The sequence below is a fragment of the Rhodococcus sp. I2R genome (assembly GCF_020889545.1).
GTDB lineage: Bacteria > Actinomycetota > Actinomycetes > Mycobacteriales > Mycobacteriaceae > Rhodococcoides.
The window spans coordinates 193,624-218,191 of sequence record NZ_JAHUTG010000006.1; the positions used below are offsets into that span (position 1 = coordinate 193,624).

The window sequence follows — 24,568 nt, forward strand, 5'->3', positions numbered from 1 at the left end:
CACCAGTTGCTACAGAAGCCGGCGTAGCTTTTCCGCGAGCACGTCCCAGCGCCAGCTGCTCTGTACCCACCTGCGTCCTGCCATACCCATCGACGCGGCCAGCGCACGGTCACCGAGGATGTTTGCGACCGCCTCGGTGATCTGCTCGACGGATCGCCCTTCGACGACGAGGCCCGTCTTGTTCTGCAGCACGGTTTCCGGTGCACCACCGGACATTCCAGCGATCACCGGTACTCCACAGGCGCTCGCCTCGAGGTATACGATCCCGAGCCCTTCAACATCGAGTCCCGCGCCTCGAGTACGGCTGGGCATCGCGAAGACATCTGCAATGGTGTGGTGCGCGGCGAGTTCCGCCGACGGCACAGTTCCGGTGAACACCACATGTTCCTCGACACCCGATCTGCGTGCGAGCTCGCGAAGCGTCTTCTCGTAGGGCCCGCCGCCGACGATGACGAGGACTGCACCGTCGATTCTCTTGCGGATGCCGGTGAGCGACCGGATGAGCACGTCCTGCCCCTTGCGCGGAACAAGCCTGGACAGGCACAGCACGGTCGGCCTGTCCCCCAGCCCGTACCGCGCCCTCAACTCGGCGCGGGCACCGGCGTCGGGCTTGAATCGTTCGGTATCGACGCCTGGTGGCACGTGCTCGAGGGCCGCCTCGGGACCGAAGGCCGAGGCGAATCGGCTGCGGGTGTACTTGCTGACGTAGGTAACCGTGTCGACGGAATTGCCGATGGTGCGCAGCGTCGATCGTGCGCCAGGGATCATCGACCAGCCCACCTCGTGGCCATGGGTACTGGCTACGACGGTGTCGGCACCGGCACGCCGGAGCGTTGGCGCCAGCACCGCCAACGGGGCTGCCGCGCCGAACCACACGCTCTCGCACGAGTGAGACTGGACGAGTTGCGACGCGCGGCGGGCAACACACGGAGTCGGAAGCATCAACGTCGTCGGGTGCCGAACAACCTCGAACGGCTGGCGCGCGTCGAACTTCACGTGACTGTCCCCACGCCAGCGGGGCGCGTACACGACCAGTTCGTCTTCGGGGAACCTCGAGGCAAAGCTGTGCAGGTACGACTGGATGCCACCGGGCCGCGGCGGAAAATCGTTCGTCACCAGCAGTGTCCGTGGCATTGCACCACCGTAGGTCAGCGTGACTGCTGCAGCACCCACGCCCCCCATGCCTGCAAGAACTCCGGGGTACCCATCTCCGTTGCTGCCCTCAGCGCCTCATCGACTTCGGTCGCATTTTTAGCACCGGTGGCGAGCTGCGCGTACAACCCAAGCAATGCCTGCTCGCCGAACTGCTCGACCACGAAGGCGCAGATCGACCACGCCGACTCGTAGGCCAACGTCGCCCGCAACCCACCCGCGGTGAAGTCCGAATCCTCCGGGAGCACGGTTGGCGCTCCACCCGCGGCGACGACCCGACTCAGCGTCGGCGCAAGTCCGGCGAACTCGGCACCGGAACCGCGATAGCCCGAGAAGTCGGCGAACCCCTCGAGCAACCACGTCGGTGACCCGTCGACGGTGTCCCCGCGTGCTGCCACGTGCGTCAGCTCGTGCCGAAGAACGGATCTGGTCGTGAACTCGGTGAGCAAGTCCTGCGCGGCAGGACCGAACACCACCCGTTGACCCGACACCGGACGATCCGGTTGGATTGCGTCGGACACCGTGACCGCCGCGACGTCGGTGGCCGCTCGTGCATCGCCGACGGAGGCCGCGAATTCCTCGGGCGATCGCGAGGAAAAGATCAGTGCGGTCTGCGACCAGTCCGAGCCGTAGAAGTCGGACACCGCGTCGACAGCGGCAGGCAGCTCACGAACCAGCCGGTCTATCAGCACTCCATGCTCGGGAGGTCCTACTACAACGGACGTGCCGCCCCTGGTCGAAACGGATGTTGCGTTGACCGGCCCGAAGTCCCAAGGCCCGCGCCACGTCGGACGATCCGCGCGAGCAACGGTGTCCGAGACGATCCGCCACTCGTCGTCCCGTTTCGCGAGCAGCAGCGACACCGGTCGACGAGTCGGGTCCACGTCGGGCCCGGTGACCGCGAAACTGAGAGTCACCGACGGCGCCCAGACGTCCGCGGCGTCGAGCGGCCCGGCGATATCGGACGGAACGGGAACCTCCGGTTCGTCCACGAGTTCGTATTCCCACTCGTCGAGCGGCACTGCGGCGAGATTGTCGGCGCGGCGCAGTTCCGCCGCGAGGAAACCGGGAGCTGCCGCCGGGTCGATCACATCCGCGATGGCGTCCTGGTCGTTGGTTCGAACTGCCTCCGACCAACGCCGGAGCAGTGATTCGGCGCCCTCGCGTCGTTGCTGCTCGTAGGGGTTGACGACGGTGGTGGTCGAAGTGTCGGAGCCGTCCTCTCCCGACGATTCGCTGGGCGGGGAAGCTGAGCTACACGCCGATGCGAAAACGAGGAGCGTGCACAGCAGGCTCGCCGAGAAGAATCGTGACCGGGTCACTACCGAAGATCAGTAGCGTCGAGCGCCGTAGAAGGGGTATGACGCCATCGACTGAACCTTGACGGGAACACCGTAGGTGGACGCGTGCAGAACGTTGCCGTTGCCCGCGTACAACCCGACATGTGAGGCGTTTGGATAGAACAGGACGAGGTCGCCCGGCTGAAGGTCCTTTTGGTCCACCGCGGTACCACCGGCCGCTTGCGCTTGACTCGACCGTGGGAGCGTCTTACCCACCTGCTTGTACGACCAGACCACCAGACCGGAGCAGTCGAAACCGTCGGGGCCGGCAGCCCCCCAGGAGTACGGCTTGCCGACCTGAGTCAGACCGGCCTGAAGGGCTCCGGAGGAGGACCCGGGGACAAGACCGGACAGGAGTTTCGACAGATCGAAGCCCTCCGGTAGCGGTGATCCGGCGAGTTCGGCCTGTTCGGCGCCGGAGAGTGCGTTGTAGCTCGCCACTACCTCCGCAGTTTGTTCCTGCAACTGACTCTGCTTCGCCTGCAGATCGTCGCTTACCACCCGGGCCTGCTCAGCGGCTGTACGAGCCAGATCGACGGCCGCTTGCGACGCCTCCTGCGCAGCCGCCGCGTCGGCGCTGGCCTGCTTGAACTGCTCTACCTGACGCGTTGTTTCGGCCGAGATGATGTCGAGGGCCGACATCTGGTCGAGTAGCTGCTGCGGCGAATCGCTGACCATGACAGCGAAAAGGCGATTGGTTCGGCCGCCCTGATAGTTGACATTGGCGACCTTGTCCATGGCGGGCTTGAGCTCCGCGAGCGCCTGCTGCGCCCTGGTGAGGTCGTCCTGGTTCGCCGCGAGAGCAGCGTCGGCGTCACGCTGCGCGGCAATCTTGGCATCGAGGTCGATCTGCGCGTTGTGCAGAGCTTCCGTGGTCTGCTCCGATTCGCGTGAGAGCTCTGCCAATCTGGTCTGCGCATCGGACGCAGTGTCGATACCTGGCTGAGCGTGCGCGATTGCTCCCTGACCTGCGATCAGGAATACGGCAAGCACTGCCGCAACGAGGACGCTCAGCTTGGAACGATTGACTATCGGTGTCGCCACGAAAGGTGACTCTCCGTTTCTGCCTGGGAGGCCTGAGGGGCCAGCGTAACGGTTCGAAAAACAAAACCCTACCCACGAGTAGTGGGTAGCGGGCAGGAATTCGGTCGGAAAACCGCCATTTGTTGGGATTCGATCGAAATAATCGGGTACTCAGCGGACTCGGTCAGGTTACGGAACGGCCACAATCGTGTCCACCCGTGTTGTCCATCGAGGAGGAACCGAACCAAACAGAACAGCACCAGAGCGCGCCGACGAGTCGGTGAGCTCTGGTGCTGTGATGAAACGCGGTCGCGAAAATCAGTAGCGACGCGCTCCGTCGAACGGCATGGAATCGACAGGTGCCACCTTGACCGGCACACCGGATGTGGACGCATGGATCACGTTGCCGTTGCCCGAGTAGATGCCCGAGTGCGAACCGTCGTAGAAGGAAACGACGTCACCGGGGCGCAGATCCGCCTTCGAGACAGGCGTGCCAGCGGCTGCCTGGTCGTAGCTGGTACGGGGCAGGCTGACACCGGCCTGCTTGTACGCCCACTGGACGAGACCCGAGCAGTCGAACGAATCCGGGCCCGAAGCGCCGTAGACGTACGGTGCGCCGATCTTCGTCTCCGCAGCCTGAACGGCCTTCGCTGCCGGCGTCACCTGGGGTGCGACCGGAGCCGGGGCGTTAGGTGCGGGAACCTGAGCCGGAAGCGGCGGCATACCCGGAATCTCGGGGATCTCGAACGTTCCGACACCGGGGATGGTGATGGGGGCCGCCATTGCGGGGGCAGCGGGAAGAATGACCGCACCGGCTGTGATCGCACCGGCTACGAGAATTCGACGCAATGGGCGGGTTGAAGTATGTGACGCCACGAAAAGTTGTGCTCCGTTTCTTCCGTTCATCCGCCGACCGAGTTAGCTGACGGGTTCGGGCTGGGAAGATCAGCCCTACCCGCGTCATCACCGTGAAGGCGACTAAGCGGGATTCACCCCAATGGAAATCGGGTTCCCGGTACGGGCACTCTCACGAGCGGCCCGATTAGGCGGTGACTTGCGACGCCACTCCGGTGTGGACTGGCGAGACTCCGCAAGGTCTCAGGAAGGTTACGAAATGGCATACCCCTGTGTCGACCCCAACTCGCCCAACGCGCGTGAACAGTTCGCTTCTGCACTACATGGCATGCCGATTCGCCACAGTGTCACGAGTGGATAACGACTCGCCCACAACCCGGTCGTTCGCGTCCACCACGAGGCGCAATCGCGGCACCAGGCCGCTGTCCGCAAGTACGTCCATGGCGCCCAATTCTTCCTGGTCGAAAGCCATTTTGGACAGCTTCGACACCGCCTCGGTACCGCCTCGGCCGGCCCGACCCGGGGCACCGAGGAGCACCGTGACAACGCAGTCGGCGCACGCGATATCGCGGACCTTGCAATCACCACAGTCGACGATCATGTGATCCTCATCTCTTTCATCGAGTCAGCCCGGAATTCCGGCTGTCGAACGAGAACCTAACGACAGGCACCGACACGAACCGCCGAGCCGGCGGACTGTCAAGGGACTGTCGGTGGGCCGCGCTAGCGTCCACGATCGTGAGCCTCCCGATCCAGCTGAGCTTCGACGAACTCGACACTCCGTTGCACGAGACGACCTTCGTCGTCGTCGACCTCGAAACCACCGGAGGCAGCGCCGACACCGAGGCGATCACCGAGATCGGCGCCGTGAAAGTCCGCGGCGGTGAAGTCGTCGGCGAGTTCGCCACACTGGTAGATCCGGGCCGGTCGATTCCCCCGTACATCGTGGAACTGACCGGAATCACCACCGCGATGCTGATCGGAGCGCCCCGCATCGAACGAGTCTTGCCGGGGTTTCTCGAGTTCGCGCGTGGATCCGTACTCGTCGCGCACAATGCCCGCTTCGACATGGGGTTCCTCCAAGCCGCCGCGTCACGCCTCGATATCGCCTGGCCCAGGTTTCGAGTTCTGTGCACGGTGAAGCTCGCGCGTCGCGTACTCACCCGCGACGAGGCCCCATCGGTGAAGCTGTCGGCCCTGGCCTCGCTGTTCCAGGTCGGTACGCAGCCGACCCACCGCGCACTCGACGACGCACGCGCCACCGTCGAGGTTCTGCACGCCCTCATCGAGCGCGTGGGCAATCAGGGCGTGCACAGCTACGCCGAACTGGTCGACTACCTCCCAGCTGTCTCGGCCGGACAACGCGCCAAGCGCACACTGGCCGCTCACCTACCGCGCTCCCCGGGCGTCTACCTGTTCAAGGGGCCCGGAAACGAGGTCCTGTACGTGGGCACGTCGAACAACCTGCAGCGGCGCGTCCGCAACTACTTCACCGGTTCGGAAACGCGCGGGCGGATGAAGGAGATGGTCGGACTGGCAGTCGGCGTCGACCATGTCGAGTGTGCGCATGCCCTCGAGGCAGGAGTTCGCGAATTGCGGTTGCTGAGCGCGCACATCCCGCCATACAACAGACGATCGAAATTTCCGAAGAAGGGGTGGTGGATCACCGCCACCAACGAGGCGTTCCCTCGACTTTCCCTCGTCCGTGCACCGACCCCGGGTTCGATCGGGCCCTTCGTCGCTCGAGGTGACGGCGCTGCGGCCGCTGCCCTGATCGCTGAATTCACCGGCATCCGAACATGCACGCGGCGGATACCGATCTCCGCCACCCACGGCCAGAACTGCCCACCCGAGGCGGTCGGTGGATGCGCGGCAGCGACCGCAGGAATCGTCACGGCCCAGCAGTACGAGAGCGCGCCGGCGCTGTTCCGCGAACTCGCGCTGGGCCGTGACGATCACATCCTCGATGCAGTTCGAGGCAGAATCACCGAACTCGCCGACGCCGAACTGTTCGAATCGGCCGCACGCATGCGCGACCGACTCGCAGTCCTTGCCGACGTACTGAGAAACCTGCACCGCCTCTCCTCGATCACCGACATTGCCGAGTTGATCGTCGCGCGCAAAGATTCGGCAGGCGGGTGGGAACTAGCAGTGATACGACACGGCCGGCTGACGGCCGCCGCGACGGCCCCTCGCACGGTGCACCCGATGCCCGTCGTCGAAGCGATCGTCGCCGGGGCGGAAACCATAATTCCCGACCCCACTCCCCTCCGCGGCGCATCGCCCGAGGAAGTCGCGCTGATTGCTCGCTGGCTGCACTCGGACGGCGTCAGGATCGTTCGGACGACGGATGGTTATGCAGAACCCATCAACGGCGCCGGGGCATGGCGCCAGTGGTGCGGCGTCGCACGGACAGTGTCCCGGCGTGAACGCGGGATGAACGAACCGACAGTGCGCCTGGCAATCTAAGCTCGGGTCTCGGCACGTGATCGACACGTGATCTTCCTCGGCTGCAAAGGAGCCCCATGATCAACGCCATCGTCATGATCGACGCCGAGGCACACGCCATTCCGGAGACAGCGCAGGCTGTTGCCGACGTGGAGGGTGTCACCGAGGTGCATTCCTGCGCCGGCGACGTCGACTTGATCGCCATGGTCAAGGTTCGCGATCACCAGAGCATCGCCGACGTGGTGACTCAGCGCATCAACAAGGTGCCCGGGGTACTGAACACCGCGACCCACATCGCGTTCCAGTCCTACTCCAGCGCGGACATCGAGGCAGGTTTCTCGATCGGAGAGTGATCGTCTCAGTCGAGCTCGTTGGACCGTGACACCCACCGGTTGAGGAGGTCTGTGGTCGCACCCGTATCGATCGCCTGCGCTGCGCGCTCGAGACCGTCGGCAAGACGAGCGTCGAGCTGGACCGGGTCGATACCACCGGAAATCCCGTCGAATGCCGTGAGCGCCGCGGCCGCGTTGAGCAACACCGCATCGCGCACCGGTCCCCGATCTCCCGCGAACACCGCATGCGCGATAGCAGCGTTCGTTGCTGCGTTGCCGCCCTTCAGTGCTTCGATCGGCACCAGGTCCAGCCCGAGAACTCTTGGATCGATCTTCGCCTCGGTCACCGCGCCATCGGATACCACGTACACGGTCGTCGTCGTCGACAATGTGATCTCGTCCAACCCGTCGTCACCGCGCACCACCAGTGCACTGGCCCCGCGCTCTGCAAACACCTCGGCCACCACGGAGACGAGGGGGGCGAACGCACATCCGATCAACCCGGCTTTCGGTCGTCCCGGGTTTGTCAAGGGTCCCAACACGTTGAACACCGTGGGGATCCCGATCTCCTTGCGGGGAGGCCCGGCGAAACGTAGTGCGGGGTGATACACCGGCGCGAAACAGAAGCCGATCCCGACGTCGCGGACTGTGGTGGCAACGCCCGCGGGTCCGAGGCCGAATTTGACCCCCAACGCTTCCAGTACGTCCGTCGTGCCGCTCTGCGAGGACGCGGCACGGTTTCCATGTTTGACCACGCGTGCACCCGCGGACGCCGCCACCAACGCCGCCATCGTGGATATGTTCACCGTGTCGGCACCGTCGCCTCCGGTTCCCACGACATCGACCGCAACCGGATCACAATCCACCAGTGTCGCGTGCGCAAGCATCGAATCAGCGAGTCCACGAACTTCTCCCGGCGTCGGACCCTTCATTTTCAACGCCACGCCGAAAGCAGCGATCTGCGCAGCCGTGGCGTTGCCGGACATGATTTCGTCCATCGCCCAGCTCGTGTCCTCGCTGGAGAGATCAGCATGAGACGTCAACGCACCCAGCACCATTTTCCACGTCCTGCTCGGTGCGCCGCTCTTCGATTCGGTCATTCGATCCCCATGCCTCCCTCGACCGCCGGCGCTCGACCGTCGGGCTTTTCGTCGATGCGGCCTCCCGACTTGCGTGGAGAAGCTTAGTCAGCGGTGGGTGCGCCTGGTTGCAGCGCGTCCCAGCCCGCGACGACTCCACCTCTACGTTGGGCAAGACCTGCCATCCGGGAGCGCTCCTGTGAGCAGTGCAGGGCGTCCAGAATTTGCACACGCTGCAGAGTCACCTCGACCCCGCCGGCCACGTCCACCCTGCTCGAACTCGCGTCTATCTCCGGTACCGGTGACGGAGAATCCAACAGTTCGTAACCGTCCTGCGCAACCACCGATGCGGCGTCGGAAACCGTTTCCACCGGCAGCACGGGGTGATGCCGGAACACTGCTTCTTCGTCGACCCGCCACCCGGTTTCCTTCGCCCCGCGATCCAGCGCTGCCGAACACGACTCCGCGTCATCGAACGACGACGCCACGATCACCAGGTCTGGCCGGCTGGGGTCGAGCGCCTTCCTGGTCGACCGGGAAAACAGTCGCCGGAACCAGGATGCGCCAGCGTTCGTTGCCATGAGGGAAGCCTTTCTCGCAGTTCGCAGCCCGTCGCCACACTGGTCGCGACCTGGGCTTTTTTCGGGGCCGCCTGAACCGAGCACATCGGCGACGCGCCAACATCGGACCCGAGTATGCCTCCGGTACTACGAACAGTCATACTTCTCTTTGTGACGAGCGCTGTAGGGACTCAAGGATCGGCAATCACCCAACGCGTGCACTCGCTGAACCGCCCCAATATGGTCAGCGTCGGCACCATCGTGTGGCTGTCGAGCGAACTCATGTTCTTTGCCGGACTTTTCGCGATGTACTTCGTCGCGAGGGCGCAAGCCGACGGAAACTGGCCACCGGAACCGACCGAGCTCAATCTGACGCTCGCGGTACCGGTCACCGCGGTGTTGATTGCGTCCTCGTTCACGTGCCAGCTCGGCGTTTTCGCAGCCGAGCGAGGCGACGTGTTCGGACTGAGACGTTGGTACATCATCACCCTGGCGATGGGAGCGTTCTTCGTCGCCGGCCAGGGCTACGAGTACTACCACATGGTCCACGAGGGAACATCGATTTCGTCGAGCGTGTACGGATCGGTCTTCTACATCACGACCGGCTTCCACGGACTTCACGTCATCGGCGGATTGATCGCGTTCGTGTTCCTCATTACCCGAACCCTGGTCAGTAAGTTCACGCCTGCCCAAGCGACCGCAGCGATCGTGGTGTCCTACTACTGGCACTTCGTCGACATCGTGTGGATCGCTCTGTTCGCCACCATCTACTTCATTCGTTAGAGCAGTTCAATTGTTTTCACTTCGCCAACCGCAGCGGACGTTCGATATCAGCCCCCGACGTTCGGTCCGTCCCGACACGACAAGGGATAGAAGATGAGTTCATCTCCCCCAGCAGCATCCGGTGGCAACACCGACGGACTCGGCTCAGCCGAGTCCGTCTCGGCCGTCAAGAGCCGACGTGGACGCAAAATGCGCCGCCGGGTCACCGGCACTCTCGTACTCATGATGGGTCTGCTCAGCGCAGGTTTCCTCGCCTCGGCACTCACGCCGACACCCCAGGTCGCCACTGCTCAGCTGGACTCCGCTGCGTTGATTCGCGAGGGAAAGCAGCTCTACGACACTTCGTGCGTCACGTGCCACGGTGTGAACCTGCAGGGTGTGCAGGACCGCGGTCCCAGCCTCATCGGCGTCGGCGAAGCGGCCGTGTACTTCCAGGTTTCCTCAGGACGTATGCCCGCTGTGCGAAACGAAGCGCAGGCGACCCGGAAGCCACCGAAGTTCGACGACAAGCAGATCGACGCCCTCGGCGCCTACATCCAGGCCAACGGCGGTGGACCCACCGTCGTACGCGAGAGCAACGGCGAGATCGCTCAATCTTCACTCGCCGACGGAGACATTGCGCGCGGCAGCGAGCTGTTCCGCCTCAACTGCGCTTCGTGCCACAACTTCACCGGTGAAGGCGGAGCGCTTTCATCCGGCAAGTTCGCGCCGCCGCTCGGACCTGCGAACGAACAGCAGATTTACACGGCCATGATCACCGGTCCGCAGAACATGCCCAAGTTCTCCGACCGGCAACTGACGCCAGAGGAGAAGGTCGACATCATCTCCTACGTCAAATCTGCCCAGGAGACTCGTCCCGCAGGTGGTTGGGATCTCGGCGGCTTCGGCCCCGCCACCGAGATGATCGCAATCTGGATCATTGGAATCGGTGCCGTCGTCGGCGCAACAATGTGGATCGGAGCTAGGTCATGAGCGACGCTGAGTCCGGACGCAATGCCGGCGATCACGGCGACGGTGTCGATAAGAACGACGCCGACAAGCTTGATGTGAACAAGCAGTACACGGACGAGGAGCTTGCGGGAATGACCCGTGAGCAACTGGTGGAGTTGGGTACCAACCTTGACCACGTCGATGTGGCCTACCGCCGCAACCGATGGGCTGTCGAGGGAACTCGGGCCGAGAAGCGAGCCGAGCGCAGCGTTGCTGCGTGGTTCACACTCGCCGGCATCTCCGCCGTGGCCTTCATCGCTATCTACCTGTTCTGGCCGTGGGAGTACGCAGGAATCGGCGACGAGAACTATGGCGCCTACTCGCTGTACACCCCGCTGATCGGTCTGACGATGGGCCTCGCCATCCTCGGCGTCGGCGTGGGCGCAGTGCAGTTCACCAAGAAGTTCATCCCTGAAGAGGTATCGATTCAGGATCGCCACGATGGCGGCTCATCGGAGGTCGATCGAAAGACCCTCGTCGCGGAGCTGGGCGATTCGTTCGAAACTTCGACGCTCGGACGCCGCAAGGTGATCAAGCGGTCACTGCTCTTCGGCGGTGGCGCGCTCGGAATCATGACGATCATGCCCCTCGGCGGTTTGATCAAGAATCCGTGGGCAGAGGGCGACGATTCTCCGCTCTGGGTCTCGGGCTGGACTCCGCGCTACGCTGGAGAGACGATCTACCTTCGGCGCGATACCGGTCGACCTCACGACGTCGTTCTGGTGCGTCCCGAGGATCTGGATGCCGGAGCTATGGAGACCGTTTACCCCTTCCGCGAAGCGGATCGCGATGACGATCACGCACTGCTGATGTCGCTGCGAGGTATTCGCAATTCTGTGATGCTCATTCGTCTGCGCACCGAAGATGCAGCAACGGTGATCAAGCGCAAGGGCCAAGAGAGCTTCAACTACGGCGACTACTTCGCCTACTCCAAGATCTGCACGCACCTGGGTTGCCCAACCTCGCTGTACGAACAGCAGACCAACCGCATCCTGTGCCCCTGCCACCAGTCTCAGTTCAACGCCCTCGAGTACGGCAAGCCGATTTTCGGACCGGCTGCTCGGGCACTTCCACAGTTGCCCATCACGGTCAACGAGGACGGCTTTCTCGTGGCAAGCGGGGACTTCGTCGAAGCCCTCGGGCCCGCGTTCTGGGAACGTCCCAACCGCACGTTGGAGAGTGACTCATGAGTCCTTCGCTGCAAACCCTCGCGGCCAAGCAAGCCGACGGTGTCGACAGCCGCTATCACCTCGCACCGGGCCTTCGTCGGCAGATCAACAAGGTCTTCCCGACGCACTGGTCCTTCTTGCTCGGCGAAATCGCGCTGTACAGCTTCGTCATCCTGCTGATCTCGGGCGTGTTCTTGACGCTGTTCTTCGATCCATCGCTCAGCGAGGTCGAGTACAACGGCATCTACGAGCCGCTCCGCGGTGTGACGATGTCGCGCGCCTACGCCACCACACTCGATATTTCCTTCGAGGTTCGCGGTGGTTTGTTCATGCGGCAAATCCACCACTGGGCCGCACTGATGTTCGCGGCGTCGATCATCGTTCACATGATGCGCATCTTCTTCACCGGTGCGTTCCGGCGCCCGCGTGAGGCCAACTGGGTCATCGGTAGCTTGCTTCTCATCCTGGCGATGTTCGAGGGCTTCTTCGGATACTCCCTCCCCGACGACCTGCTCTCCGGCACCGGTCTTCGCGCCGCATTCTCCGGCATCACGATGAGTATCCCGATCATCGGAACCTGGATGCACTGGCTGATATTCGACGGTGACTTCCCAGGCACGATCATCATTCCGCGCCTCTACGTCGCTCACGTTCTACTTCTTCCTGCAATCATCCTCGCGTTGATCGCCGCTCACCTGGCGTTGGTCTGGTACCAGAAGCACACTCAGTTCCCCGGGCCGGGTCGCACGGAGAACAACGTCGTCGGCGTTCGCATTCTCCCTGTGTTCGCAGTCAAGTCCGGCGCGTTCTTCGCCGTCACATTCGGCATCCTCGCGCTCATGGGTGGGCTCATCCAGATCAACCCGGTGTGGAATCTCGGTCCGTACAACCCGTCACAGGTATCCGCCGGCGTTCAACCGGACTTCTACCTGATGTGGACAGACGGCATGGCGCGACTCTGGCCGGCGTGGGAGATATACATCGGCGATCGCTACACGATCCCTGCAGTGTTTGCCGTCGCGTTGATCATGGGCCTCGTCTTTGCGATCATGATCGCTTACCCGTGGATCGAAAAGCGGCTGACTGGCGACAATGCGCACCACAACCTGCTCCAGCGTCCGCGCGACGTGCCGGTCCGCACCGGTATCGGCGCAATGGCCATCTCGTTCTACGTCGTACTGACGCTGTCGTGCATCAACGACATCATCGCGTACAAGTTGGACATCTCGTTGAACGCCATGACCTGGATCGGGCGTATCGGCCTGCTGACCCTGCCGCCTATCGCCTACTTCGTGGCGTACCGGTTCTGCATCGGTTTGCAGCGCAGCGATCGTCAGGTTCTCGATCACGGCATCGAGACAGGCATCATCAAGCGTCTGCCACACGGCCAGTACGTCGAGGTACACCAGCCACTCGGTCCGGTGGACGACCACGGTCACCCGATCCCACTGCCGTACCAGGGCGCCGCAATCCCGAAGAAGATGAGCAAGCTCGGTTCCGCTGGCAAGCCCGGTTCGGGATCACTGTTCCGTCCCGACCCCGTCGCAGAGAGCAAAGCCCTCGAGGATGCGGAGCATCATGGAGAGCTCGAACAGCTGAACATGCTCAGGAGCTACCAGGAGTCGCTGTACGGCAACGGCTCCAAAGGCAACGGTTCCCAAGGCCACTCCAACGGTCACGGTGCCGAGGGCAGTGAATCGGACAACTCACCGGCTCGTACGGAAGTCGACAACGAGCGCTAGACGGTCGATACGAAAGGGCGGCACCTGACCAAGGTGCCGCCCTTTTCGTGTACCCGGGTCGATTCGGTCCGGTTCGCCGTTCCGCACGCCCATCCCTACGCAGACCCGAGCGATCGAAACAACAGCCCATCATCAGGACCTGGCCCAATCCACTCCCCTCCCCCGCCTGGCAGCTTGACCTTGCCTCGCTGCCGCCCAGGTGATCCAATGCCGCCCTCGCACACTCACAGTGACCGAATGTGACATTCGCTGCCGCCCAGGTGACCCAATGCCGCCCTCGCACACTCACAGTGACCGGATGTGACATTCGCTGCCGCCCAGGTGACCCAATGCCGCCCTCGCACACCCAGAGTGACCGAATGTGACATTCGCTGCCGCCCAGGTGACCCAATGCCGCCCTCGCACACTCACAGTGACCGGATGTGACATTCGGTCCCGCACGGACCCGCCCGGACCCGCCCGGACCGGCCCAGTCCGAGGCGATCGAATGCAACTCCCCCGGACACCTCGGTGACACTGCGTCTCTTCGATAACTGGCGAGTCAACGACAAACGCGCCGGCTGCCCTTTCGGGCAACCGGCGCGTTTGCGATTGTTGTGTTGGAGAGTGTCAGTGCTTCTCGGGTCCGAGATGGTACTCGAAGACCAGGCCTGCGGCTGCGGCCAGTACAAGTGCCACGCCCAGTGCGATCATCCACCAGAGCAGGAACGCGAACCCGACGGCGACGACTGCGCCCGCGGCGGCGAGGAGGATCGGCCAGAAGCTCCCTGGGCTGAAGAAGCCGAGGTCACCCGCACCGTCACTGACCTCGGCGTCGTCGAAGTCCTCCGGACGGGTATCCAGACGACGCGCGACGAATCGGAAGTAGGTTCCGATGATGAGCGTGAGGCCGACCGACAATGCGATGGCTGTAACGCCGGCCCATTCGACACCCGTGCGTGAGAGACCGGTGAAGAGGGCGTACACGATCCCGACGATCAGAAAGAAGACAGTCAGGATCTCGAAGATCTTCGCTTCGATTTTCATTTCAGCATTCTTCCTGGGTCAGTTGCCTTCGGCGACGGATTCGGACCGTTGCAGGCGATCCGTGGTGAACGGGGTGGTGCTCGTGGCGATCGGTGACTGACCGATAGCTTCCAGTGCCTGAGCGTTGTTCAGGCCCTCGCCGCCGTCGGATTCGGGCTTGCGCAGGTCGATGTACTCCTGGAAGTCCTCGGGCGAGACTGCACGCACCTCGAAGTTCATCATCGAGTGGAAGGTGCCGCACATTTCGGTGCATCGACCGACGAAGGCGCCCTCTCGCTCGATCTCGGTGATCTGGAACACGTTGTCCGAGTGGTTTTCCTCCGGGTTCGGCAGCACGTCGCGCTTGAACAGGAACTCGGGCACCCAGAAGCCGTGGACGACGTCCGAGGACGCAAGCTCGAATTCGATCCGCTTGCCGGTCGGCAGCACCAGAACGGGGATTTCCTCGCTCGAGCCGACTGTCTCGATCTTGTTGTAGTGCAGGTAGGACAGGTCCTGCGGGTTGACGCCGTGGATGGCACCGGGGACGAACTCGCCGTCTTCGCTGCCCTCTGCTTCACCGCCGGGAGGCGTTGCTGCGGCCTCTGCTGCTGCCTGGGCTTCGACGTCGACGCCGTCGTACCTGGGCTCGCCGTCCTTCAGGTCCACAGCTTGGTAACCGAACTTCCAGTTCCACTGGTACGCAGTCACGTCCACGGTGACGTCCGGATCGGACTGCTTCTCACCGACGTAGTTCTGCACCACGACGGTGAAGTAGAAGAGCACTGCGATGATGACGAACGGCACCGCGGTGTAGAACAGCTCCAAGGGCACGTTGTATGCCGTCTGCCGAGGGAACTCGGGGGAATCCTTCTTCTTGCGGTGGAAGATGACCACCCAGAAGATCAAGGCCCACACGATTACGCCCATGATCAAGGCTGCTATGACCGACCACGTCCACAACTCGCGAATCGACTCACCCTCAGGCGTGATGCCCGAAGGAAAACCGAAACGCAGGACGTCGTTGTCGATGGAGGAGGAGCAGCCCGACAACAGCAACGCGGCTAGGCCGAGAAATGCTGTAAGCCCAGCTCGCCGAAGGATCCGACTCTGCGCCACGTTCACGCCTTCCTGATCGCTCACCACTGAAGAATGAGGGTTTCCACATGCGGATGCCCTAGTACTACGCAGCGTAGACCAAAGGAGCCACGGCACCACTGTTGGGTCGTTACCTCGCTCGCACCGTGTCTGCGGCATACTCGGACTTTCCAAGCCGCCGGGTCGACGACAGGCAACGTCACCGCGACGGCACTGTTTTTCAACCGCGAAACGAGGTAGCAGACCCTGTGTGTGGACTACTCGGTGTACTGACATCGACCGGCACCGACGCTGCAGGTGTGGACCTCGTCGAATCCGCCATGCACTGCATGCGTCACCGCGGTCCCGACGAACCGGGGACCTGGCACGACGAGGACGTGATCTACGGCTTCAACCGTCTCTCGATCATCGACATCGAGCACTCGCATCAACCGCTCCGCTGGGGACCGCCCGAAAATCCCGAGCGCTACGCGTTGACCTTCAATGGCGAGATCTACAACTACCTCGAGCTTCGCGAGCAATTGTCCCGGGAGAATGGGGTCAGCTTCCGCACCGAGGGTGACGGTGAACCGATTCTCGCGGCGTTCCACTACTGGGGCACCGATGCGGTCCGCAGGTTGCGTGGAATGTTCGCGTTCGCGATTTGGGACAGCGAAAAGCGAGAACTGTTTCTCGCTCGCGACGCCTTTGGCATCAAGCCGTTGTTCCTGGCAACGGGCCCGGGCGGTACAGCGTTCGGTAGTGAGAAGAAGAGCCTCCTCGAGCTGACCGACCTGGTCGGTATCGACGCGGACCTCGATCCCCGCGCAACCGAGCACTACACGGTGCTGCAGTACGTTCCCGAACCCGAGACCCTGCACCGCGAGATTCGACGACTCGAGTCGGGCTGCTTCGCGACACTCTCGCCCGGAACGACACCTGTGGTGACGCGGTACTTCACCCCCAAGTTCCCGGTGAAGCCGTTCACCCCCGGATCCGAGAAGGCGCGCTACCAGGAGATCGCGGAGGCCCTCGAGGACTCCGTCGCCAAGCACATGCGTGCCGACGTCACTGTCGGGGCTTTCCTCTCCGGTGGTATCGACTCGACTGCGATCGCGGCACTTGCAATGCGCCACAACCCCAAATTGATCACCTTCACGACCGGCTTCGAACGTGCGGGCTACTCAGAGGTCGACGTCGCAGCCGAATCGGCAGCGGCGATAGGCGCGCGTCACGTGGTCAAAGTTGTCGGCCCGGAGGAATTCGCAGCATCGATCCCCGAAATCGTCTGGTATCTCGACGACCCCGTTGCCGATCCGGCGCTGGTTCCCTTGTACTTCGTCGCCAAGGAGGCACGAAAGCACGTCAAGGTCGTTCTTTCCGGCGAGGGTGCCGACGAGCTCTTCGGCGGTTACACCATCTACCGCGAACCACTGTCGTTGAAGCCGTTCGAGTATCTCCCGAAGAGCCTCCGCCGCGCGGCGGGTTCACTGAGCGAGAGAATTCCTGAGGGCACCCGCGGCAAGAGTTTGCTGCACCGCGGATCGATGACGCTCGAGGAGCGGTACTACGGAAACGCTCGCAGCTTCAACGACGCACAATTGCGTTCGGTGCTTCGCGATTTCCGCCCCGAATGGACGCACACCGACGTGACGGCGCCGATCTACGCCCAGTCCGAGGGATGGGACCCGGTCGCTCGTATGCAGCACCTCGACTTGTTCACCTGGCTCCGGGGCGACATTCTGGTCAAGGCCGACAAGATCACGATGGCCAATTCGCTGGAATTGCGCGTGCCGTTCCTCGACTCCGAGGTGTTCGCCGTGGCCGAGAAGCTTCCCCTCGAACAGAAAATCACCAAGGACACCACCAAGTACGCGCTCCGGCAGGCGCTGGACGGGATTGTTCCCGGACATGTCCTGCACCGCGCGAAGCTCGGGTTTCCGGTTCCCCTTCGTCACTGGCTCCGCGGCACCGAACTCTTCGATTGGGCACACGAGCAGATCGCGGAGTCCGAGACCGATCACATCCTGAACAAGGCTGCCATCACGGCGATGCTGAACGATCACCGAGATGGCAGCGTCGACCACAGTCGCCGACTGTGGACCGTACTGGTCTTCATGGTGTGGCACGGCATCTTCGTCGAGAAGAGGATCGTTCCGAACATCGCCGAACCGTCCTATCCGGTCGAACTCTGATCGGAGTGCCGCTGCTGAGATCAGGCAGGCAGGATGTCACCGATCTCTGCGGCCGCAGCCGAGCCGTAGGCAGCACCGAGTCGCTTGAGAGCGTCGTCGCGCACGAAAGTCCACTCCTGCGTGCCTGTGGTCTCGAGCACCAATACGGCCACCAACGAACCGAGCTGTGCTGCTCGCTCGACCGAAGCTCCGGCCAGGTGCGCGATCATGAAGCCTGCTCGGAACGCGTCTCCGACCCCGGTGGGATCTACCTTGCTGGTTTCGGGAACGACATCGACGTGTGTCCTCGTTCCGTCCTCGGCGACGATCTCGACGCCTGACTTGCCCAGTGTGGTGACGCGGATCCCGACCTTGGCCGCGATTTCGGCCTCGGACATGCCGGTTTTCTGACGCAGGAGGCCCCACTCGTACTCGTTGGTGAACAGGTAGGTGGCGCCGTCGATGAGCGCCATCGCTTGCTCGCCGGAGAGCCGCGCGAGCTGTTGTGACGGGTCCGCCGCGAACGGAATGCTCGCCTGGCGGCACTGTTCGGTGTGGGCGATCATCGCCTCGGGATCGTTGGCGCCGATCAGCACCAGTTCGAGCGGGGATTTCGAGGCGAGCTCACCGATGGAGATCTCGCGGGCCTCACTCATCGCGCCGGGGTAGAAGGATGCGATCTGCGCCATGTCCGTGTCGGTGGTGCAAACGAAGCGGGCGGTGTGAGCAGTAGTCGAGATTCGTACACCGCCACAGTCCACGCCGTTTGCCTCGAGCCAGGACCGATACTCGCCGAAATCGGGTCCGACTGCGCCGACGAGAAGCGGCGTGCCCCCCAACACCCCAAGTGCGTATGCGATGTTTCCGCCGACGCCACCCTTGCGGATGACGAGGTCGTCGACGAGGAAGCTCAACGAGATGTTGGAAAGCTGGTCCGTGACGAGTTGTTCGGCGAACTTGCCCGGGAAACGCATGAGGTGATCGGTGGCGATCGATCCCGATACCGCGAGAGTCACGTACTTGGGCCTTTCGGTGGTGGTCTGCAGAAAACCAGTCGGGAAAAGAAGCAGGACGAAAAGCCAATGCTACTGCTCGGTACTCCGTGGTGGCAGAGACGCCCGGCTGTGCTTCTGACAGACCTCTGACCGGCACCCGATGGAATGGGTACCGGTCAGAGGTGTGCGGTGCTCGAGGTCAGTTGAACGAATCGCCGCAGGCGCACGAGCCCGTGGCGTTCGGGTTGTCGATGGTAAAGCCCTGCTTCTCGATGGTGTCCACGAAATCGATGGACGCTCCCTCGACGTACGGGGCGCTCATCCGGTCCACTGCGAGTGTCACTCCGTTGAAGTCCACTGCGAGATCGCCGTCGAGGCTGCGATCATCGAAGAACAGCTGGTAGCGCAATCCCGCGCAACCGCCAGGTTGAACAGCGATGCGCAGCGCGAGGTCGTCGCGGCCTTCTTGATCCAGCAACGCCTTGGCCTTCGACGACGCGGCTTCGGTCATCGTGACCTTGTGCGTGATGGTCTCGTTCGAGACGGTCATGGGCTCTCCCTGTCAGTCGTACCAAACCCGTGAACGACTCAACCGTACTCCGATTGCGGATATTCCTCACGATCACGTCCGAAGCACCGTCTCGCGGCCCGCCGGCCTGATCGGTCCGCCATCAGGATTGACTGCTAAGTCTCGTGAACTCCTCGGCTGCACTGTTCGCCAGCAGCTCGAGCTGACGCCCGGCCTCGGACATCGCCTTGTCGATCGAGCCCGCGAAGTCGGCGACCGAGTATGCGCGGGAGATTCCGGTCGAGGCCAGTTGATCCGGGTCGAGCTGGACCTGACCAGCCAGAACGATCGTTTCGACGCCAGTTCCTGCGCCCGCTGTCGCCAGGCGGGTGACCAGTTTCCCGCGTAGTGATTGACTGTCGAACTTGCCTTCACCCGTCAGGACCAGGTCGACCGACCGAAGCAACCCCGCCTGGTCGGTGACCTCGGCCACCACGGCGGCACCGGGCTCGGCACGGCCACCGAGCGCGAACAGCGCGGCGCCGATACCTCCCGCTGCGCCGGCGCCAGCCGATTGCGCGACATCACGGCCAGTTTCCACCTCGATTGCGGTGGCCCAGTCGCGGTTGCGCTCGTCGAGCAGCTCGATCAACGGGGCGTCGGCACCCTTCTGTGGGCCGAAGACGTACGCCGCGCCCTGCTCGCCGAGCAGGGGGTTCTCCACATCGGTTGCCGCCACCAAATCGATGCGCGCGAGGCGCCGCACCGCGGCCGAGAGCCCACCGAGCGCATCGACCATCCCGCGTCCGCCGTCGGTGCAACTGCTCCCCCCGAGACCGACGTACACGGTATCGACATCGTCGATCTCGAGGGCAGCCGCCAGCAGCTGGCCGACTCCCCGGCTCGACGCGGACAGCGCGCTGTGTGTCGTCGGCGGCCCGCCGAGTAGCGCCAAACCACACGCTGCCGCGGCCTCGATGTACGCGGTACTACCGTCGAGGAGCCACCGTGCTCGAGTGGGCTTCCCGAGCGGACCCTCGACCTCGCGTTCCTGAACAGTCCCGAGCCGGGTGGCCAACACGTCCACGAACCCGGGCCCGCCGTCGGACTGGGGGGCGATACACATCTCGTCCCCCGGGCGGGCTGCCGACCATCCGCGAGCGATCGCGTGGGCAGCATCGTTGGCCGTCAGCGTCTCCCCGAAAGAGTCGGGCGCAACCATCACTCGCATCGTCAGGAGTGTAAATGTGGGCGCGCCGTTCGGCATGTCCGAACGCCGCGGCTATCCGCCCCGGCAACGAATCGTCGACGCTTCGACGTGGCCGATGTTCGTTCGGTCGGCGACATCCCATAACCTGGGAGGGTGAAGTTGCTACGTCGCGGGAACTCTGACAATTCGGACGGGGACGACTCGAAGTCGTCCAGCTCGTCTACCTCGTCGTCGGACGAGGCCTCGTCCGTCGAGTCCGTCGGCAAGGGTCGTCCCACGCCGAAGCGGCGCGAGGCCGAAGCGCGGCGGCGTGGACCGGTTCCACCACCGCCGATGACCAGCAAGCAAGCCCGCGAACGCAGGAAAGCCAATCGCGGCAACAAGAACGATCGGAAGAAGGCCTCGGCGGAGCGCCGGGCATCTTCCGCGGATCGCCGCGCACGGATGCTCGCCGGCGAGGACAAGTACCTGCTTCCGCGCGACAAGGGACCCGTCCGCGCGTTCGCACGGGATCTGGTGGACGCGCGACGAAATCTCGTCGGGCTGTTCATGCCGCTGGCACTGCTGTTGATCTTCGCCCTCTTTCTGAGCCCGGAAGTACAGGCCTTCGTCACCTTGGCGATGTTCGTCATGATGGCCTTCATGGTCATCGAAGGCGTGTACATCGGCCGTCAGATCAACAATCGAGTGCGGGAGCGGTTCCCGGATACTTCGGACGGTGGGTTCAAGCTCGGCTGGTACGCCTTCGTCCGGGCATCGCAGCTGCGGAAGATGCGCGCTCCCAAGCCCCGCGTCGAGCGCGGCGCTGCGGTGTGAGGTCTCCTCGCCTGTGACTGCGAGGCCGGACCACTCCCCCAAGCCGCTGCGAGTGCTCGTTCTCGGGGGTACGCGGTCCGGGAAGTCTGCGTACGCCGAGTCGGTTGCGCAGAGTTGTTCGTCGTCGTTGGAGCGTGGGCGCGTCCGATACGTCGCGACGGGTCGGCGCGATCCGAACGACGCCGACTGGCAGGACCGAATCGACGCGCATCGTCGACGACGCCCGCATGCATGGGAGACCACGGAAATTTTCGAGTCGTTGCCGGCTACGTTGAGCGCCGAGGCGGACGTCACCATCGTCGACGATCTGGGTACGTGGCTCACCGGCGTCATCGACGACGGCGACGCCTGGACACTGCCCCGCGGGACCGTCGCGCCGGAGGGTGATGCCCTCGTCGATGCGGTCGTTCGATGCACCGGAACTGTGCTGCTGGTCAGTCCCGAAGTCGGCTGGGGAGTAATCCCGTCCACTCGGTCCGGACGGTTGTTCCAGGATGAAATGGGCTCGCTGAACGGTCGACTCGCGGCGGTGTGCGACCGTGTCGTGCTGGTGGTGGCGGGATTGCCGCTGATGCTCAAGGACACGCGCGAGCAAGCCGGTCCCACTCGATGAAAGGTCGTCAGTGACAACTTCTTCGGAACCCACCGAACCGACGACGGATTCGGCGGACTCGAACCCGCTCCGTCCGGTGTTGCCGCCGTCGTCGGAGGCGCGGACGCAGGCCGCTCAGCGCCAACGTCTGCTGACCAAACCCGCAGGAAGCCTCGGCCGGCTCGAGGGTCTGGGCGACTGGGTCAGCGCTTGCCAGGACCGCTGTCCACCGGCCCCGCTGACACGGCCACGGGTTGTGGTCTTCGCCGGTGATCACGGCATCTCTGCGCACGGAGTGTCCGCTTATCCCGCGGCGGTGACCGGTCAGATGGTGGCCAACTTCATCCGGGGCGGCGCAGCGGTCAACGCGCTCGCCGACGCGGTGGGAGCGTCGGTGCGTGTGGTCGACATCGCCGTCGATGGCGACACCGACCCCTCGGTGAGCACCCACAAGGTCAGACAATCCTCCGGCTCGATCGACCGCGAGGACGCACTCAGCCAAGCCGAGGTGCTCGCGGCGATCGACGCCGGTCGCGCCATCGCCGACGAGGAAGTCGACGGCGGGGCCGATCTGCTGATCGCCGGTGACATGGGCATCGGCAACACGACACCGGCAACGGCCTTGGTCGCTGCCCTCACCGACACCGAGCCCGTCGCGGCTGTCGGTCGCGGCACCGGTGTCGACGACGCAGGGTGGATTCGCAAGACCGCGGCGATTCGCGACGCCATGCGCCGGGCCCGCCCGTTGTTGAAAGATCCCGTCGCTCTTCTCCGTGTGGCCGGGGGCGCCGATATCGCTGCGATGGCAGGCTTTCTCGCGCAGGCTGCCCATCGCCGGACACCGGTGGTTCTGGATGGTTTGGTGGTGACTGCCGCGGCCCTCGTCGCCGAGGAGTCCGCTCGCGGCGCGCGCGAGTGGTGGATAGCGGGTCATCGTTCCACCGAGCCCGCGCATTCGATTGCGTTGCGCCACCTCCGAATGGAGCCGCTCCTCGAACTCGACATGCGTCTGGGCGAAGGATCGGGTGCACTGGTGGCACTGCATCTCGTCCACTCGGCGATCGCGACGCTCAGTGGCATGTCGACCTTCGACGACGCTGGGGTCAGCACCGACACCCCGGCGCTGTCCACGGACTGACCATGGGTCTCGGTCACACCGTGACCCGCGCGATCAACGGTCCGCGACTGGCCCTGTCCTGGCTGACGGTGCTGCCGGTACGCGGCCCGCACGAGGTCGACCGGGAGGATGCCCGCAGGGCGATTGCGAGCACGCCGCTCGTCGGCCTGCTGCTCGGCGGTGTCAGCGCGTTGTTGCTGTGGGTTCTCGGGATCGCGTCGGTGCACGCAATGCTGGCGGGCCTGTTGGCGGTGTCCGCATTGGCACTGCTCACACGGGGTATGCACCTCGACGGCCTGGCCGATACCGCCGACGGTCTGGGTTGCTACGGTCCGCCGGAACGGGCGCGAGAGGTGATGCGGTCGGGCACCGCAGGCCCGTTCGGCGTCGCGGCCATCGTGCTCGCCCTGACCGTGCAGGCGGCGGCTTTCGGTGCGCTCGCCGACGATCACTCCTGGTGGGCGATTGTTCTCGCGGTCACCGCCGGCCGAGTGGCAGTTGTTCTCGCGTGCCGTCGAGGCGTCTCGGCCGCTTCGGACACCGGTTTCGGAGCGCTCGTCGCGGGAACCCAGCGAAGACTCGTGGCAGCGATATGGACCGTTGCGGGTCTCGTCGCCACGATGTGGGCCGTCGACGAGCGGTGGTGGCAGGGACCGCTGGTGATTGCGTTCGCGCTCATCGTCGTGCTGGCCGGTGTGCGGCATTGCTTGCGCCGGTTCGGCGGGATCAGCGGCGACGTCCTCGGGGCGACGGTGGAAACGACCACGATGATCGTCGCGGTCGGCTTTCTTCTAGGCCCCTAGCCTCGACCTTTCCGGTCGGCGTCGTATCCAGTCAGCGCACGTATCGAGTCAGCGCACGTATCGAGTCAGCGCACGTATCGAGTCAACGCACCGTGTCCCGACGTTTGCCTGCAGGGGCGAAGACCCAACCCCGCAGAGCGAGGAATCGCAGACCTCCGATGACTGCGCTGGCGGCGATCACCAGAAGTGCCTGGGTCATTCCAGTGGCAGCGGGTACGAACAGATGTAGCAGGGCGAGCGCCAGCGAGCTGAGGAGAAGCCCGACAAGTGCCAGCGAGCCTGCCTCCCATTGCGCAGCGAACCAGTGCACTCGGTCTGCGGCCCGGAAGGTATGGCGGCGGTGCAGCTCATTCGCCAGCACTGTGCTGACAGTGACCCCGACTGTGTTGGCAACGAAGGATCCGTATCCGGTGAGGAAGAGGAAGACGAGCGCGTAGAGGGCATTACTGGACCCTCCGACGAGCGCGAACCTGGTGAACTGCGCGAGCCAGCCATCGCCGGTAGGGCGCCACAGGGCGACCTGGAACGCTGGTGCAACCGCGGTCACAGGCTGGTCGCGATCGTTTGGGATCGGGCGTCGAGGGTGACGACGGTGCGTTCGCCGCTCGGCAACCACATTCTCTCCCTTCGGATCCGGTCTGCGTCGCCGAACCTCTGGCGCGGTTCTTCAGGTTTCGCGTTTGGCGCCAACATACCCCATGGGGTATCCATCGGTCGGATGTTCGACACCACACGTGTACCGCGCCGGTTCTCTCACTTCACTTTCGGGACAAGTGCACAGACGGACTCGGTCGCCGC

At 63.9% G+C, this 24,568-nt stretch carries 24 protein-coding genes and 1 riboswitch; of the genes, 11 read left to right on the top strand and 13 right to left on the bottom strand.

Annotated features, from left to right (window positions below):
• Positions 1-9: 9 nt before the first annotated feature.
• The 5 genes from KVY23_RS08260 to KVY23_RS08280 all read right to left on the bottom strand — a co-directional run bounded on the left by KVY23_RS08260 (position 10) and on the right by KVY23_RS08280 (position 4,971).
• On the bottom strand, positions 10-1,134 hold the full coding sequence (locus tag KVY23_RS08260; RefSeq protein WP_230556019.1) for a glycosyltransferase family 4 protein: 1,125 nt from the start codon (positions 1,132-1,134) through the stop codon (positions 10-12).
• 14 nt (positions 1,135-1,148) lie between these two features.
• Positions 1,149-2,474, bottom strand: coding sequence for a peptidase MA family metallohydrolase (locus KVY23_RS08265; protein WP_230556020.1), 1,326 nt, complete (start codon positions 2,472-2,474; stop codon positions 1,149-1,151).
• A 9-nt stretch (positions 2,475-2,483) separates the two neighbouring features.
• Positions 2,484-3,536 (bottom strand): NlpC/P60 family protein, encoded by a 1,053-nt coding sequence (locus KVY23_RS08270; protein WP_230556021.1) that lies wholly within the window; start codon positions 3,534-3,536, stop codon positions 2,484-2,486.
• A 297-nt stretch (positions 3,537-3,833) separates the two neighbouring features.
• Entirely contained in the window at positions 3,834-4,391 is a 558-nt protein-coding gene (locus tag KVY23_RS08275) for a C40 family peptidase (protein WP_230556022.1), read from the bottom strand.
• A 15-nt stretch (positions 4,392-4,406) separates the two neighbouring features.
• A riboswitch (cyclic di-AMP (ydaO/yuaA leader) is annotated at positions 4,407-4,574 on the bottom strand.
• Positions 4,575-4,689: 115 nt separating this feature from the next.
• Positions 4,690-4,971 carry a hypothetical protein gene (locus KVY23_RS08280; RefSeq protein WP_230556023.1) on the bottom strand — a complete coding sequence of 94 codons (282 nt, stop codon included), beginning with the start codon at positions 4,969-4,971 and terminating at the stop codon, positions 4,690-4,692.
• 137 nt (positions 4,972-5,108) lie between these two features.
• On the opposite strand from KVY23_RS08280, the gene KVY23_RS08285 reads away from it, so the two are divergent.
• Together KVY23_RS08285 and KVY23_RS08290 are read left to right on the top strand one after the other, a co-directional pair.
• A complete protein-coding gene (locus KVY23_RS08285) occupies positions 5,109-6,839 on the top strand; it encodes a DEDD exonuclease domain-containing protein (RefSeq protein ID WP_230556024.1) in 1,731 nt (576 codons plus the stop codon).
• 56 nt (positions 6,840-6,895) lie between these two features.
• Positions 6,896-7,171 (top strand): Lrp/AsnC family transcriptional regulator, encoded by a 276-nt coding sequence (locus KVY23_RS08290; protein WP_230556025.1) that lies wholly within the window; start codon positions 6,896-6,898, stop codon positions 7,169-7,171.
• A 5-nt stretch (positions 7,172-7,176) separates the two neighbouring features.
• On the opposite strand, the gene trpD is transcribed toward KVY23_RS08290, so the two are convergent.
• Both trpD and KVY23_RS08300 read right to left on the bottom strand, forming a co-directional pair.
• The gene (trpD, locus tag KVY23_RS08295; protein WP_230556026.1) at positions 7,177-8,250 is read right to left on the bottom strand and encodes an anthranilate phosphoribosyltransferase; all 1,074 of its coding nucleotides are present in this window, start codon (positions 8,248-8,250) and stop codon (positions 7,177-7,179) included.
• Positions 8,251-8,333: 83 nt separating this feature from the next.
• Positions 8,334-8,810 carry a hypothetical protein gene (locus KVY23_RS08300; RefSeq protein ID WP_230556027.1) on the bottom strand — a complete coding sequence of 159 codons (477 nt, stop codon included), beginning with the start codon at positions 8,808-8,810 and terminating at the stop codon, positions 8,334-8,336.
• Positions 8,811-8,960: 150 nt separating this feature from the next.
• On the opposite strand from KVY23_RS08300, the gene KVY23_RS08305 reads away from it, so the two are divergent.
• The 4 genes from KVY23_RS08305 (at position 8,961) to KVY23_RS08320 (ending at position 13,473) form a co-directional block, all read left to right on the top strand.
• Positions 8,961-9,572 (top strand): heme-copper oxidase subunit III, encoded by a 612-nt coding sequence (locus KVY23_RS08305; protein WP_075840525.1) that lies wholly within the window; start codon positions 8,961-8,963, stop codon positions 9,570-9,572.
• A gap of 93 nt (positions 9,573-9,665) precedes the next feature.
• The gene (locus KVY23_RS08310) at positions 9,666-10,544 is read left to right on the top strand and encodes a c-type cytochrome (RefSeq protein ID WP_075840523.1); all 879 of its coding nucleotides are present in this window, start codon (positions 9,666-9,668) and stop codon (positions 10,542-10,544) included.
• A complete protein-coding gene (locus KVY23_RS08315) occupies positions 10,541-11,752 on the top strand; it encodes a ubiquinol-cytochrome c reductase iron-sulfur subunit (RefSeq protein WP_083668026.1) in 1,212 nt (403 codons plus the stop codon). Before KVY23_RS08310 ends, KVY23_RS08315 begins: the two co-directional genes overlap by 4 nt.
• Entirely contained in the window at positions 11,749-13,473 is a 1,725-nt protein-coding gene (locus tag KVY23_RS08320; protein WP_230556028.1) for a cytochrome bc complex cytochrome b subunit, read from the top strand. The genes KVY23_RS08315 and KVY23_RS08320 overlap by 4 nt, the downstream gene beginning before the upstream one ends.
• A gap of 609 nt (positions 13,474-14,082) precedes the next feature.
• Here the strand turns inward: KVY23_RS08320 and KVY23_RS08325 are convergent.
• Both KVY23_RS08325 and KVY23_RS08330 read right to left on the bottom strand, forming a co-directional pair.
• Positions 14,083-14,499 carry a cytochrome c oxidase subunit 4 gene (locus tag KVY23_RS08325; protein ID WP_206509702.1) on the bottom strand — a complete coding sequence of 139 codons (417 nt, stop codon included), beginning with the start codon at positions 14,497-14,499 and terminating at the stop codon, positions 14,083-14,085.
• Positions 14,500-14,517: 18 nt separating this feature from the next.
• Positions 14,518-15,603: a cytochrome c oxidase subunit II gene (locus KVY23_RS08330; protein WP_230556079.1), complete on the bottom strand. Its 1,086-nt coding sequence runs from the start codon at positions 15,601-15,603 to the stop codon at positions 14,518-14,520.
• A gap of 221 nt (positions 15,604-15,824) precedes the next feature.
• Here KVY23_RS08330 and asnB point away from each other — a divergent pair, with 221 nt between their 5' ends.
• Positions 15,825-17,750 (top strand): asparagine synthase (glutamine-hydrolyzing), encoded by a 1,926-nt coding sequence (asnB, locus tag KVY23_RS08335; protein ID WP_230556029.1) that lies wholly within the window; start codon positions 15,825-15,827, stop codon positions 17,748-17,750.
• 20 nt (positions 17,751-17,770) lie between these two features.
• Here asnB and KVY23_RS08340 read toward each other — a convergent pair whose 3' ends face one another.
• The 3 genes from KVY23_RS08340 to KVY23_RS08350 all read right to left on the bottom strand — a co-directional run bounded on the left by KVY23_RS08340 (position 17,771) and on the right by KVY23_RS08350 (position 20,463).
• Positions 17,771-18,745: a carbohydrate kinase family protein gene (locus KVY23_RS08340; RefSeq protein WP_230556030.1), complete on the bottom strand. Its 975-nt coding sequence runs from the start codon at positions 18,743-18,745 to the stop codon at positions 17,771-17,773.
• A 178-nt stretch (positions 18,746-18,923) separates the two neighbouring features.
• A complete protein-coding gene (locus KVY23_RS08345) occupies positions 18,924-19,274 on the bottom strand; it encodes an iron-sulfur cluster assembly accessory protein (RefSeq protein ID WP_019665976.1) in 351 nt (116 codons plus the stop codon).
• 121 nt (positions 19,275-19,395) lie between these two features.
• Positions 19,396-20,463 carry a glycerate kinase gene (locus KVY23_RS08350; protein WP_230556031.1) on the bottom strand — a complete coding sequence of 356 codons (1,068 nt, stop codon included), beginning with the start codon at positions 20,461-20,463 and terminating at the stop codon, positions 19,396-19,398.
• A 132-nt stretch (positions 20,464-20,595) separates the two neighbouring features.
• Here KVY23_RS08350 and KVY23_RS08355 point away from each other — a divergent pair, with 132 nt between their 5' ends.
• From KVY23_RS08355 to KVY23_RS08370, 4 genes are all read left to right on the top strand, one after another.
• Positions 20,596-21,258 (top strand): DUF3043 domain-containing protein, encoded by a 663-nt coding sequence (locus KVY23_RS08355; RefSeq protein WP_075840515.1) that lies wholly within the window; start codon positions 20,596-20,598, stop codon positions 21,256-21,258.
• 13 nt (positions 21,259-21,271) lie between these two features.
• A complete protein-coding gene (cobU, locus tag KVY23_RS08360) occupies positions 21,272-21,871 on the top strand; it encodes a bifunctional adenosylcobinamide kinase/adenosylcobinamide-phosphate guanylyltransferase (RefSeq protein ID WP_230556032.1) in 600 nt (199 codons plus the stop codon).
• 76 nt (positions 21,872-21,947) lie between these two features.
• Positions 21,948-22,988, top strand: a complete 1,041-nt coding sequence (gene cobT / locus KVY23_RS08365; RefSeq protein ID WP_230556080.1) for a nicotinate-nucleotide--dimethylbenzimidazole phosphoribosyltransferase — start codon at positions 21,948-21,950, stop codon at positions 22,986-22,988.
• Positions 22,989-22,990: 2 nt separating this feature from the next.
• Positions 22,991-23,770, top strand: coding sequence for an adenosylcobinamide-GDP ribazoletransferase (locus KVY23_RS08370; RefSeq protein WP_230556033.1), 780 nt, complete (start codon positions 22,991-22,993; stop codon positions 23,768-23,770).
• An 82-nt stretch (positions 23,771-23,852) separates the two neighbouring features.
• Here the strand turns inward: KVY23_RS08370 and KVY23_RS08375 are convergent, their stop codons facing one another.
• Positions 23,853-24,317: a GtrA family protein gene (locus KVY23_RS08375; protein WP_083668024.1), complete on the bottom strand. Its 465-nt coding sequence runs from the start codon at positions 24,315-24,317 to the stop codon at positions 23,853-23,855.
• Positions 24,318-24,568: the final 251 nt, after the last annotated feature.